Source organism: Thermoanaerobacter wiegelii Rt8.B1, from assembly GCF_000147695.2.
Taxonomy (GTDB): Bacteria; Bacillota; Thermoanaerobacteria; order Thermoanaerobacterales; family Thermoanaerobacteraceae; genus Thermoanaerobacter; species Thermoanaerobacter ethanolicus.
The window spans coordinates 1,004,420-1,016,442 of the sequence record NC_015958.1; the positions used below are offsets into that span (position 1 = coordinate 1,004,420).

Annotated in this window: 14 protein-coding genes, 1 tRNA gene and 1 riboswitch; of the genes, 13 read left to right on the forward strand and 2 right to left on the reverse strand. The window is 35.5% G+C overall.

The genetic code is table 11. From position 1 onward, the window contains the following. The first annotated feature begins 52 nt into the window (after window positions 1-52). The 3 genes from THEWI_RS04770 (at window position 53) to typA (ending at window position 3,316) form a co-directional block, all read left to right on the forward strand. Window positions 53-137, forward strand: a tRNA-Leu gene (locus tag THEWI_RS04770). 162 nt (window positions 138-299) lie between these two features. Beyond that, window positions 300-432, forward strand: a riboswitch (cyclic di-AMP (ydaO/yuaA leader). A 5-nt stretch (window positions 433-437) separates the two neighbouring features. After that, the gene (locus THEWI_RS04775; protein WP_014062650.1) at window positions 438-1,361 is read left to right on the forward strand and encodes a C40 family peptidase; all 924 of its coding nucleotides are present in this window, start codon (window positions 438-440) and stop codon (window positions 1,359-1,361) included. A gap of 119 nt (window positions 1,362-1,480) precedes the next feature. After that, the gene (typA, locus tag THEWI_RS04780; protein WP_014062651.1) at window positions 1,481-3,316 is read left to right on the forward strand and encodes a translational GTPase TypA; all 1,836 of its coding nucleotides are present in this window, start codon (window positions 1,481-1,483) and stop codon (window positions 3,314-3,316) included. A 59-nt stretch (window positions 3,317-3,375) separates the two neighbouring features. On the opposite strand, the gene THEWI_RS14170 is transcribed toward typA, so the two are convergent. Next, a complete protein-coding gene (locus THEWI_RS14170; RefSeq protein WP_014062067.1) occupies window positions 3,376-3,534 on the reverse strand; it encodes a hypothetical protein in 159 nt (52 codons plus the stop codon). Between the two features lie 450 nt (window positions 3,535-3,984). Further along, window positions 3,985-4,545 (reverse strand): lytic transglycosylase domain-containing protein, encoded by a 561-nt coding sequence (locus THEWI_RS04790; RefSeq protein WP_004401676.1) that lies wholly within the window; start codon window positions 4,543-4,545, stop codon window positions 3,985-3,987. 136 nt (window positions 4,546-4,681) lie between these two features. Between THEWI_RS04790 and THEWI_RS04795 the strand changes: the two genes are divergently transcribed. From THEWI_RS04795 to nuoF, 10 genes are all read left to right on the forward strand, one after another. Then, window positions 4,682-5,473 (forward strand): hypothetical protein, encoded by a 792-nt coding sequence (locus THEWI_RS04795; RefSeq protein ID WP_003871507.1) that lies wholly within the window; start codon window positions 4,682-4,684, stop codon window positions 5,471-5,473. Window positions 5,474-5,487: 14 nt separating this feature from the next. Then, entirely contained in the window at window positions 5,488-5,841 is a 354-nt protein-coding gene (locus tag THEWI_RS04800; protein ID WP_003871508.1) for a DRTGG domain-containing protein, read from the forward strand. Beyond that, window positions 5,813-6,262 carry an ATP-binding protein gene (locus THEWI_RS04805; RefSeq protein WP_003871509.1) on the forward strand — a complete coding sequence of 150 codons (450 nt, stop codon included), beginning with the start codon at window positions 5,813-5,815 and terminating at the stop codon, window positions 6,260-6,262. The genes THEWI_RS04800 and THEWI_RS04805 overlap by 29 nt, the downstream gene beginning before the upstream one ends. 8 nt (window positions 6,263-6,270) lie before the next feature. Beyond that, the gene (locus tag THEWI_RS04810) at window positions 6,271-7,578 is read left to right on the forward strand and encodes a [Fe-Fe] hydrogenase large subunit C-terminal domain-containing protein (RefSeq protein ID WP_014062652.1); all 1,308 of its coding nucleotides are present in this window, start codon (window positions 6,271-6,273) and stop codon (window positions 7,576-7,578) included. 6 nt (window positions 7,579-7,584) lie between these two features. Continuing rightward, the gene (locus THEWI_RS04815) at window positions 7,585-7,920 is read left to right on the forward strand and encodes a DRTGG domain-containing protein (RefSeq protein ID WP_003870985.1); all 336 of its coding nucleotides are present in this window, start codon (window positions 7,585-7,587) and stop codon (window positions 7,918-7,920) included. Further along, complete coding sequence (locus tag THEWI_RS04820; protein ID WP_014062653.1) at window positions 7,917-8,621, forward strand: PHP domain-containing protein; 705 nt, start codon at window positions 7,917-7,919, stop codon at window positions 8,619-8,621. The genes THEWI_RS04815 and THEWI_RS04820 overlap by 4 nt, the downstream gene beginning before the upstream one ends. Window positions 8,622-8,790: 169 nt before the next feature. Next, complete coding sequence (locus THEWI_RS04825; protein ID WP_003870983.1) at window positions 8,791-9,273, forward strand: NADH-quinone oxidoreductase subunit NuoE family protein; 483 nt, start codon at window positions 8,791-8,793, stop codon at window positions 9,271-9,273. Between the two features lie 13 nt (window positions 9,274-9,286). Then, on the forward strand, window positions 9,287-9,832 hold the full coding sequence (locus THEWI_RS04830) for an ATP-binding protein (protein ID WP_004401671.1): 546 nt from the start codon (window positions 9,287-9,289) through the stop codon (window positions 9,830-9,832). Between the two features lie 2 nt (window positions 9,833-9,834). Beyond that, window positions 9,835-10,200, forward strand: coding sequence for a (2Fe-2S) ferredoxin domain-containing protein (locus THEWI_RS04835; RefSeq protein WP_003870981.1), 366 nt, complete (start codon window positions 9,835-9,837; stop codon window positions 10,198-10,200). Window positions 10,201-10,215: 15 nt separating this feature from the next. After that, window positions 10,216-12,006 carry an NADH-quinone oxidoreductase subunit NuoF gene (gene nuoF, locus THEWI_RS04840; RefSeq protein ID WP_014062654.1) on the forward strand — a complete coding sequence of 597 codons (1,791 nt, stop codon included), beginning with the start codon at window positions 10,216-10,218 and terminating at the stop codon, window positions 12,004-12,006. Window positions 12,007-12,023 lie beyond the last annotated feature (17 nt).

Below are 12,023 nucleotides of genomic sequence, written 5' to 3' on the forward strand. Positions count from 1 at the left end.
CTGACCTAAAAAGATTATATAATTCATAGTGTGACGAAATTAAATAAAGCGTGCGGTGGTGGCGGAACTGGCAGACGCGTACGTTTGAGGGGCGTATGGGGTTTCCCGTGTGGGTTCAAGTCCCACCCTCCGCACCATAAATAAAAGAGAAAAGAGGCGTTAAGCCTTTTATTTTTTTGTCACACAAATTATTAATTTTTTATAAAATATATTAAAAAAAGATTAAAAAATTTAAGAAAATGTAATGTAAACATTGACTTTGACTGTAGGATATGATAAGATAAGACAAAAGGACAAAATATGCAATCTTGCCGAATCCGAAAGGTACGGAGGAACCGCTTTTTGGGGTTAATCTGTAGCTTTAAGCTGCAGTAGGGATACCTTCTGTCCCGCACCCGACAGCTAACTCCGGAGGCAATAAAGGAAGGAGATTTGCAGTGGATCAGCGAATAGGAAAGATGATTTTTGGAATTTCTGTGTTTGGTGCGACGCTGATTGGTAGCTCTTTTTTGAACCCAGCGTTTGCGGAGGGATTGGGAGTTGGAAAGATTACAGGCAATTATGTAAATGTGCGGACTCAAGGAAGCTTATCAGGAAGTGTCATTGCCCGCTTAAATGGGAATGACACAGTGACTGTGTTAGATAAGGAAAACGGGTGGTACAAGATAAAGCTTTCTGATGGAAGAGAAGGATGGGTTTTTGGTGAATATTTATCCGTAAGAAATTCTTCTAATGTCTCAAGAGGAGATTCGGAAAAAGCAGCAAGTGTTGGTATAGTGACAGGTAGTTACGTTAATGTGAGAAGTGAAGCGGGTTTATCTGGCAGCGTTGTAGCACAGCTTGACAAGAATACTACAGTGAATGTGTTGGGTAAACAAAATGGGTGGTATAAAATAAAGCTTTCGGACGGAAGAGAAGGATGGATTTACGGAGAATACTTAGCAGTGAGGAGCTCTTCAAGTATCTCAAGGGGTGAAGTAGATAGGAGTTTGGTAGATAAGTTAATAGATTTTGCCAAGTCTTTTGTGGGGACTCCTTATGTCTATGGAGGTTCAACTCCAAAAGGATTTGATTGTTCCGGCTTTGTTCAATATGTTTTCAAGAATGTAGGTATTAATTTACCAAGAACGGCAAATGAGCAAGCTACTGCAGGAGAATATGTAAGCTATAACGATCTTCAACCAGGAGATTTGGTATTTTTTAAGACTTTAGGAAGTAGTTCAATAAATCATTCAGGAATATATATAGGTAATGGTGAGTTTATACAAAGCTCTTCAGGTAGAGGGAAGGTCATAATAAGTCCTTTAAACGAAGGGTATTATAAAGAACATTATGTTACAGCAAGAAGAATTATAAAATGACCTATGATAAAAAGAGTGCTCTAGAGAGTGCTCTTTTTTATATTGACTATTTTTATTCCTTGAGATATTATATAATACTGTATACGCGATATAGCCTATTTTATGGAAGGAGATACCTTATGAAATTTGTAAGAGAAGATGTAAGAAATATAGCCATTATTGCTCATGTTGATCATGGTAAAACTACTTTGGTTGATGCTATGCTTAAACAAAGCGGTATTTTTAGGGCAAATGAAAAGGTTGAGGAAAGGATCTTGGATTTTAACGATTTAGAAAGAGAAAGAGGTATAACAATTCTTGCTAAAAATACTGCTGTTAGATATAAAGATGTGAAAATAAATATAGTGGATACCCCAGGACATGCAGATTTTAGCGGTGAAGTAGAGCGAGTATTAAAAATGGTAGATGGAGTACTTTTGTTGGTAGATTCTTTTGAAGGACCTATGCCACAGACCCGTTTTGTATTAAGTAAAGCATTGGAACTGGATCTAAAACCTATAGTTGTCATAAATAAAATTGATAGGCCTGATGCAAGGCCTCAGGAGGTTATTGACGAAGTCTTAGATCTATTTATTGAATTAGGAGCAAATGATGACCAAATTGATTTCCCTGTTGTCTACACCTCTGCAAAAGAAGGTATAGCAAAATTAAGTTTAGAAGAAGAGTCTCATGACTTGAGACCTCTTTTTGATACGATTTTAGACTATATTCCTGCACCAATAGGAGATATTGAAGCACCATTACAACTTATAGTGACTACTTTAGATTATGATGATTACATTGGGAGAATTGCCATTGGAAAAGTAGTTAGAGGAAAAATAATTTCAGGGGAAGAAGCGGCTATATGTAAAAGAGATGGGTCAATACAAAAAGTTCACATAAATAATCTATATCAGTTTGAAGGACTAAAAAGAGTGCAAGTAGAAGAAGCAAGCTTGGGAGATATTGTGGCGGTTTCTGGCATAAGCGATATTGAGATTGGAGAGACCATTGCAGATAGAGATAACCCCGAGGCGGTAGACTTTGTTCGCATAGAAGAGCCAACAGTTTCTATGACTTTTAGTGTAAATACCAGTCCTTTTGCTGGAACTGAGGGTAAATACGTTACTTCAAGACATTTAAGAGAAAGGCTTTTTAAAGAGCTAGAGACAAACGTCGCATTGCGAGTTGAAGAAACAGATTCTACTGATTCTTTTAAGGTGTCTGGAAGAGGAGAGCTGCATCTTTCTATTTTAATTGAGACTATGAGACGGGAAGGGTATGAATTACAGGTTTCTAAGCCTACAGTGATTTTTAAAGAAATAAATGGAGTAAAAATGGAACCTATTGAACTTTTGACAATAGATATTCCTGAAGAATATATGGGAGTTGTGATGGAAAAATTAGGACCGAGAAAAGCTGAATTGATGGATATGCACACATTAAAGCCAGGAACTATAAGGCTTAAGTTTAAAATACCTACACGAGGCTTAATAGGGTATCGGTCTGAATTTTTAACAGATACAAAAGGAAATGGCATAATGACCTCTGTCTTTTATGATTATGCACCTTACAAAGGAGACATTCCTTCTCGTACGAGAGGCGCTCTTGTAGCTTTTGAGACGGGGGTTGCGACAACTTATGGCCTTTACAATGCTCAAGAGAGAGGGACACTTTTTGTAGAGCCAGGTACAAAAGTGTATGAAGGGATGGTTGTGGGAGTTAATTCAAGAAGTGGAGATATTGATGTCAATGTATGTAAGAAAAAACATGTGACAAATTTAAGGTCTGCAACGGCGGATGAGGCTTTGAGGCTATCTCCTGTAAAAAAAATGTCCTTAGAAGAAGCATTAGAGTTTATAGATAATGATGAATTAGTGGAAGTTACTCCTCAAAGCATTAGAATACGAAAAAAGATTTTGGATTCACAACAAAGATATAAAAATGCAAAATATAATCGAGTAGGAGCTGAATAATTATTTTATTCAGCGTCCTCTCACACCACCGTACGTACCGTTCGGTATACGGCGGTTCATTAGGAATTATGTACAATTCTTAGTACATCATTTCTTCCATCCCTTGACGCCGATGATATACTATGCACTTCCGTTGTCTTTTGAAATTCCCTTTCTCTATCCAACGGATAGCCTCTTTGTTGAGTTGTCTGCAGTCTTCGCATATCTCTCGAGTTCATAAGATTTCCGAAACCTCCTAATGTTCAGTCCTTCCTTATCTATTCATGTCTAGATAAGTACTATGACCTCTGCTGACTTCTCAAGGTTCAGCCATACATCACTGTATGGGTTGTCACTTCATATTTTACTTCCATGACTTATCCTTGAGACCTCCCCGGGTAAGAACGATTGCTTTCATCTCATATATCTGCCAGATTTACTGTATGGGATTCGGGTAGTGTTGGACTTTGTTTTGATGTGCAAACTCATCCATCCCAATTCAGCCTCTTATCTGGTTCTTGTTCATCAGACCGAGATTTTGCCTTAAGCTTCCTTCAGATTCCACCTCACGATGGACACCCTTGCTCTCGGCTAGTGGTTCCCACTACCAAGCCCACAGCGGACTTTCACCGCCTAGCTATCGCCCATGCCGGGCGCACACAAATAAGGGAGCCTTTTTGGCTCCTTTATTATTTATTATATAAGTCATTTAAAATTTTGTTTATATAATTTATAGTTTCTTGGTAAGGGGGAATACCTTGATATTTTTCTACTGATTGAGGACCAGCATTATATGCAGCTAATGCTAATCTTATGTCATGGTAAGTATCCAACAAATTTTTTAGGTATCTTACTCCTCCATCTATATTTTGAGAAGGGTCAAAAGGATTGGATACATTTAATTCCTTTGCAGTTGAAGGCATAAGCTGCATAAGTCCCATCGCTCCTGCAGAAGAAACTGCGAATGGATTAAAATTAGACTCTGCTTTGATGACCGCTCTGATGAGATTTGCATCTACATTATATTTTTGACTGGCCCGTTGTATTAAATCTTCAATTTGTTGTAAATTTGTATTTTTTGATGGCGCATTATTACTCACATTTCCTGAATTGTATTGTTGATTTTCTATAGCATTGTTTAAAACTTCAGCAAAAGGTTTATCAGTGTTAAATATTTTTATATTAGCAGGGAGTCTGCTTTGAATTTCGCGAAATTTATTTTCAATTATTTGATTTACAATATTTGTCAATTCAATCCCTCCTATAATATATAATTCGACAAAATTCTTCTAAAACCTCTTTTAAAAGTGCAAATTAGTAAAAAAGTCCTATTAAAATTTTTAAAGGATTTTTTAAAGGAGTATAGTATAATATAAGTAAAGGTTTATGGTAAGGGTTGATAAAGAGATGAAAAACGAAAGAATGCTGGAAGTTTTAATTGTTGTATTAATAATTCCTCTAGTTTCTCTTTTAGCAGGTTATTTCATTTCAAAAGATATTGTAGAGCCTAACATTTCAAAAACAAATGACAGTGATAATCTTAAAGAGATGGTTGTTAAAGGAATTGACTTGTTTGAAGTTGTTTTAGGCAGCTATTCAGATTTTGATACTGCAAAGTATCAGGATGATTTAATGAAGATGAAGGGAGTTTATTCCTTTGTTAGTAAAGATTCTGACAAATATTTGTTAATAGGTGGAATATTTTTAGATAGAGAACAAGCTGCTTTATTTTCTTCTTCCTTAAAGTCTCAAGGCATTTCCAGTGAAGTATATGTAAAAAGAGGGCCTTCTATAAAAATTGCATATGACAAGAAATTAACATCAGAAATGGATGTTTTTATGAACAAATTACAAGATTTTCAACAAATTTTTGATTATATGTCGGCTCTTTCTTATAAGGCTTTTAATGACAAATTAGAAAAACAAGAATTAGAGCAATTAAAGAGAAAAGTAGATAGTTTTAAAAATAGTAAGGAGGATTTTGGAAAAGAAGAAGTGACAATACTAATACAAAAGACGATAAAAATTGTCGATAAAGTAACAAATGATATTAAAAAAATTGAAATATCAGCTGCTTTAGAAGATGGGAATACCTTTAGTTTATTGCAAGAAAGTTTATGGCAATCTTGCGAAGAATATAATACCTTTTTAAAGACAATTGTTACGCAGAACCAATAATGAGGTGTTAAGGTATGAAATTAAAAGAGGTAAAAGAAATTTTAAATGCAGAAGTTATGGTAGGGGAAGAAAAATTAGAAGAAGAAGTGTTTACTGCCTGTGGAGCAGACTTGATGAGTGATGTTTTGGCCTCAAAGGACGAAAAGGCTGTGCTTTTGACAGGGCTTACTAATGTGCAGGTTATAAGAACTGCAGAAGTAGTGGGAGATATTAAATGTATAGTGTTTGTAAGAGGTAAGACTCCGGGAGAGGACATATTGGAACTTGCTAAAAAAGCAGGACTTGTGATAATGAAAACAAGACATCCTCTTTATATTGCCTGTGGCCTTTTGTATTCTAATGGCCTTACTTGTAGAAGTGGTGAATGAAATGGTACTTTATAGTTTAGATTTTGATGTTAAAGCGAGAGATTTTGATTCTGCAGGAGAGGTTTCCAGCAATTTGAGAGCAGTGTTAAAACAGCTTTCCTTAAATCCAGATGTTGTAAGGAGAAGTTGCATAGCTTGTTATGAAGCAGAGATGAATATAATAATTCATTCTTATGGAGGTCACATGAAAATAGAAATTTTTGGCGATAAAATACGCATAACTGCAGAAGACACAGGTCCTGGAATAGAAGACATTGAACTTGCCATGAAAGAAGGATATTCTACTGCTCCTGAAGAGATAAGGGAAATGGGATTTGGAGCCGGCATGGGGCTTCCTAATATGAAGGAAAATTCGGATTTCATGGAGATAAAAAGCAGTAAAGAGGGAACAACTGTGGTGATGGAAATTTTATTTAAGTAGGTGATAAAATGTCATATTTTCACTCTGTGACATTAGATAAGGATAGATGTAGAGGGTGTACTAATTGCATAAAAAGATGTCCTACAGAGGCAATAAGGGTAAGAGATGGGAAAGCAAGGATTATAAATGAAAGGTGCATAGATTGTGGTGAATGTATACGTGTGTGCCCATATCATGCTAAATTGGCGGTAACTGATAGTTTGGATATGATGAAAAATTTTAAGTACAAGATTGCACTTCCTGCTCCTTCTTTATATGGACAATTTAGGGATTTAACTATTAATCAAATATTGAGTGCTTTACTGGATATAGGATTTGATGAGGTTTTTGAAGTAGCATATGCTGCTGAAATTGTTTCTAAGTTTACGCGGGAAGCATTGGCAAAAGGGAATTTAAAAAAGCCAGTTATATCTTCTGCTTGTCCTGCTGTTGTGCGACTTGTACAAATCAAATTTCCTTCTTTGATTGATAATTTATTGGATATATGTTCTCCTATGGATACTGCGGCAATATTAGCGAAAAAGGAGGCAATTAAAAAGACGGGACTAAATGAAGAGGAAATAGGAGTTTTTTTCATTTCCCCTTGTGCTGCAAAAGTGACAAGTGGGAAAAATCCTATTGGTATAGAAAAATCCAAAATTGATGGGGTTTTTTCTATGAAAGAAATATATGGCCTAATCATTGAAAAAGCTAAGACTACTGTTGTCAGAGATTTAAGCAAAGCTTCTATGATAGGTGTTGGATGGGCAAACTCTGGTGGAGAAGCATTTGGTACTTTTACAGAAAATAGTATTTATGTAGACGGGATACACAATGTTGTAGATGTTCTAGAAGAGATTGAATTAGGAAAATTGAACGATTTAGACTTTTTTGAAGGGCTTGCATGTATCGGTGGGTGTATTGGTGGACCTTTGACTGTTGAAAATAATTTTGTGGCCAAAAACAGAATAAGAAAACTGACGGAAAAACTTCCCAAAAGAGAAGAGCCTATGTTTGATGAGAAAGATATTGATTTTGAAGAGGTGAAATGGAAAAAGAAAATAGAAAAAAGTGAAGTTATGAAGTTGGACAAAGATATTTCTAAGGCGCTCGAAATGATGAAACAAATAGACACACAATACAAAGCCTTACCAGGACTTGACTGTGGATCTTGTGGTTCACCTACTTGTAGGGCATTGGCAGAAGATATAGTGAAAGGTTATGCTACGGAATATGATTGCATTTTTATATTAAAAGACAAAATAAAAAATTTGTCTCAAGAATTAAATGAACTTGCAGGTAAAATTCCTCCAGTTTTAAGTGAGGGAAAGGAGTGAAATGTTATGAGGATAAAAGTAGCTGATCTTGTCAACAGAGGATTTAAATTAGTTGCAGGGGGCAACGGAATTGACAAAGAAATTGAGGGGGTGTATATATGCGACCTTTTAAGTTGGGTTATGGCCCATGCAAAAGCAAAGAGCGCCTGGATAACAATTCAAACTCATGTAAATATCGTAGCAGTAGCTTTGTTGGCCGAAATAAGTTGTATAATAATTCCTGAAGATGCGAAATTAGATGAAGAAGCTAAGAAAAAGGCTGATGAAGAAGGCATCCCTATATTAAGTTTTACAGGGACTTCTTATGAAGCGGCAATAACTTTGTACGAGATGATGAAATGATGCTTTATTATGATTTGCACATTCATACGGCTTTATCCCCTTGCGCTTCTGATGATATGACTCCTAACAATATTGTCAATATGGCTTCTATAAAAGGACTTGATGTAATAGCTATAACAGACCACAACAGCGCAAAAAATGTGAAAGCTGTGTATAATCTTGGATTAAAAAAAGGCTTGATAGTAGTGCCTGGTATAGAGGTACAGACAAGAGAAGAGGTTCACATACTTTGTTATTTTTATTCAGTAGATGAATGTGCAAAATTTAGTGAAATTATTAACGAAAATTTGATAAAAATTAAAAATGAAAAAACAATCTTTGGGAATCAATTTGTAATGGATGAAGAAGATAATGTTATAGAAGAAATAGATTACTCATTGTTAATTTCGTCAAATTTGAGCATTAATGAAATTTTTGAATACATGGAGGGCAAGGGGGTAGCAGTCCCTGCCCATGTAAATCGGCCTTCCTATAGCATTGTATCAAATCTTGGATTTATTCCTAATATTAAAAATTTAACAACAATTGAGATATCAAAAGGTATTGTGACAGAAAATTTTTTACACTCATATCCTGAATATGGAAAATATAAAATTATAAGGTCTTCGGATGCTCATTATTTAGGAGATATTTCTGAAAGAGAAGAATTCCTACCATGCGAGTTTGGATTAAAAAGCATTGTAGATTGGCTTTATGGCTAATATTTTTTGGAATCCTACTAAATTAGTTGGGATTATCAGAAAATAAAAATTTTTTATAAAAACTTGTTAAAAATTTAATAAAGTTATGATATAATATTAACGAATAGTGAACAAAAAGTTTACAAAAGATATGGGATATGAAATTTTTAATTCACAAGGAGGGAAATAAATGGAGACCTTATACCAAAAATTCGGTAAAGAGAAAGTAGAGAGGTTTAAAAAGGCTTTAGAGGAATTAAAAAATATCCCTGGCTCTTTGATTGCAATTATGAATGAGGCTCAAGAAATTTTTGGATATCTTCCTATTGAAGTTCAACTTTATATTTCAAAAGAAATGAATGTGCCTTTGACAGAAATATTCGGAATAGCTACTTTTTATTCAAGGTTTACCTTAAAGCCTTCGGGTAAATACAAGATCAATTTGTGTATGGGAACAGCTTGTTATGTAAGAGGAGCTGCAATGGTATTAGGAAAAATAAAAGAGAAATTGGGAATTCAAGTAGGCGAAACAACTCCAGACGGGAAATTTTCTTTAGAACCTACTAGGTGTCTTGGAGCTTGCGGCTTGGCTCCTGTTATGATGATAAATGGTGAAGTTTTTGGAAGATTAACTCCTGATGATGTGGATGAAATATTAAGTAAATTTGAGTAAGAGTTTGATTGTTATGAAAGAATTAGCTCTTTATATATTAGATTTGTCACAAAATAGCATAAGAGCAGGAGCAAAAAATATTTATATTGAAATAAATATAGATACTTCAAAAGATATGCTTAAAGTATCTATAGAAGATGATGGATGTGGAATGAATGAAAAATTTCTAAAAAAAGTCACAGACCCTTTTATAACCACAAGAAAGGAAAGAAAAGTAGGACTTGGAATTCCGCTCTTTAAGGAGCTTGCCCAGCTGTGTGAAGGAAACTTTGAGATTTTTTCTGAAGAAGGGAAAGGAACCAAAATAATAGGTACTTTTAAGCTTTCAAGTATAGACCTTGTTCCAATAGGAGATATGGCTTCAACAATTGTATCTTTGATATTATCTGCACCAGAGGTCGACATTGTGTATAAATACAGCAAAGATGGCTATGAGTTTTTGTTTGATACTAAAGAACTCAGAAAAGTGCTAAAAGAAGTCAGTTTAAATGATATTAAGGTATTAAATTGGATAAAGGAATATGTAAAAGAGAATATGAAAGGTGATATGGAGGTGTAATAATGAAATCTATAGAAGAATTAGAAAAAATCAGGAAAGAGACATTGGAAAAAATAAATTTGAGAAAAGATAGGTCAGGCATAAGGATTGCCGTTGGAATGGCTACTTGTGGTATTGCGGCAGGAGCAAGGCCTGTCATGATGGCGATATTAGATGAGCTCAGTAAAAGGAATGTGACTGATGTAATTGTCACAGAGACTGGTTGTATAGGTATGTGTAAACTAGAACCTATTGTAGATGTTTATGTTCCAGGACAAGAAAAAGTAACCTACGTAAAGGTTGATGAGAAAAAGGCAAGACAAATAGTTGTTGAACATGTTATAAATGGTCATCCAATCAGAGAATGGACTATTGAAAATTACGAATAGAGGAGGGGAAATAGCATGCTTTATAGGTCACACGTAATGGTATGTGGTGGTACCGGATGTACATCTTCAGATTCTGATAAAGTAGCAGAGCGTTTTACAGAGGAAATAAAAAAGGCTGGTCTAGATAAAGAAGTATTAGTTGTTAGGACAGGATGCTTTGGTCTTTGCGAATTGGGACCAGTTGTTGTAGTGTATCCTGAAGGAGTTTTTTATAGCAGAGTTAAACCTGACTATGTTCCTGAAATTGTAGAGGAGCACTTGCTAAAAGGAAGACCTGTTAAGAAATATCTCTATGGAGAAAGCGTAACGGAAAAAGCTATAAAGCCATTGGAAGAGACTCCTTTCTTTAGAAAGCAAAAGAGAATTGCTCTTAGAAATTGTGGTATTATCAACCCTGAAGATATAAGAGAAGCAATTGCTTTTGATGGATATAAAGCGTTGGCAAAGGTTCTTACTCAAATGACACCAAAAGAGGTTATCGAAGAAGTCAAAAAATCCGGATTAAGGGGTAGAGGTGGCGGTGGATTCCCAACAGGTGTAAAATGGGAATTTGCTTACAACCAAAAAGAAACTCCTAAGTATGTAGTCTGCAATGCCGATGAAGGCGACCCTGGTGCTTTTATGGATAGAAGCATATTGGAAGGAGACCCTCATAGTGTTTTAGAGGCGATGGCAATAGCAGGATATGCAATTGGAGCAAACCATGGATATATTTATGTAAGGGCAGAATATCCTTTGGCAGTAAAAAGGCTTAAAATTGCTATTGAGCAGGCTAGAGAATATGGTCTTTTAGGAAAAAACATATTTGGGACAGGTTTTGATTTTGACATTGAGATAAGATTAGGAGCAGGTGCTTTTGTCTGTGGAGAAGAGACTGCACTTTTAAATTCAGTAATGGGAAGAAGAGGAGAACCAAGACCAAGACCGCCATTCCCTGCTGTAAAAGGTGTGTGGGATAAACCAACGATTATAAATAACGTAGAGACATTTGCTAATATTCCACCGATTATCTTAAATGGTGCTGAATGGTTTTCAAGCATTGGTACAGAAAAATCGAAGGGAACAAAAGTTTTTGCCTTAACTGGTAAAGTAAACAACACAGGTCTTATTGAAGTTCCAATGGGAACTACTTTAAGAGAAATTATATACGAAATAGGTGGAGGAATACCCAATGGGAAGAAATTTAAAGCTGCTCAAACAGGAGGACCTTCCGGCGGATGTATTCCTGCAGAGCATCTAGATACACCAATCGATTATGATTCTTTAATAAATGTAGGTTCTATGATGGGTTCAGGTGGGCTTGTTGTAATGGACGAAGACACCTGTATGGTTAATGTTGCAAAATTCTTCCTTGAGTTTACAGTTGATGAGTCTTGCGGGAAATGTGCGCCTTGTAGGATTGGTACAAGAAGGATGCTGGAGATTTTAGAAAAGATAACTTCTGGTAAAGGTGAGGAAGGAGACATTGAAAAATTAGAAGAACTTGCTAAAACTATTAAAGCTACAGCTTTATGTGGACTTGGACAGACAGCGCCAAACCCAGTTTTATCTACAATTAGATATTTCAGAGATGAATACGAGGCTCATATAAAGGAAAAAAGATGCCCAGCTGGTGTATGTCAAGCATTGTTGAGATTCTATATAGATCCAGATAAATGTAAAGCTTGTGGAATTTGCGCTAAGAATTGTCCTGTCAATGCGATTTCCGGAAAACCAAAGGTACCTTATGTAATTGACCAAGACAAATGTATCAAGTGTGGTACCTGTATTGAAAAATGTCCATTTGGCGCAATATACAAAAAATAATTGAGGAAGGAGTGTAA

Bases quoted from the DNA above. Each gene is read 5' to 3' on its own strand.
- THEWI_RS04830 (WP_004401671.1), top strand. From the start codon at position 9,287: ATGAAAGAATTAGCTCTTTATATATTAGATTTGTCACAAAATAGCATA.
- THEWI_RS04805 (WP_003871509.1), top strand. From the start codon at position 5,813: ATGGCCTTACTTGTAGAAGTGGTGAATGAAATGGTACTTTATAGTTTA.
- THEWI_RS04795 (WP_003871507.1), top strand. From the start codon at position 4,682: ATGGTAAGGGTTGATAAAGAGATGAAAAACGAAAGAATGCTGGAAGTT.
- THEWI_RS14170 (WP_014062067.1), bottom strand. From the start codon at position 3,534: ATGAACTCGAGAGATATGCGAAGACTGCAGACAACTCAACAAAGAGGC.
- THEWI_RS04825 (WP_003870983.1), top strand. From the start codon at position 8,791: ATGGAGACCTTATACCAAAAATTCGGTAAAGAGAAAGTAGAGAGGTTT.
- typA (WP_014062651.1), top strand. From the start codon at position 1,481: ATGAAATTTGTAAGAGAAGATGTAAGAAATATAGCCATTATTGCTCAT.
- THEWI_RS04820 (WP_014062653.1), top strand. From the start codon at position 7,917: ATGATGCTTTATTATGATTTGCACATTCATACGGCTTTATCCCCTTGC.
- THEWI_RS04835 (WP_003870981.1), top strand. From the start codon at position 9,835: ATGAAATCTATAGAAGAATTAGAAAAAATCAGGAAAGAGACATTGGAA.
- THEWI_RS04815 (WP_003870985.1), top strand. From the start codon at position 7,585: ATGAGGATAAAAGTAGCTGATCTTGTCAACAGAGGATTTAAATTAGTT.
- THEWI_RS04800 (WP_003871508.1), top strand. From the start codon at position 5,488: ATGAAATTAAAAGAGGTAAAAGAAATTTTAAATGCAGAAGTTATGGTA.
- nuoF (WP_014062654.1), top strand. From the start codon at position 10,216: ATGCTTTATAGGTCACACGTAATGGTATGTGGTGGTACCGGATGTACA.
- THEWI_RS04810 (WP_014062652.1), top strand. From the start codon at position 6,271: ATGTCATATTTTCACTCTGTGACATTAGATAAGGATAGATGTAGAGGG.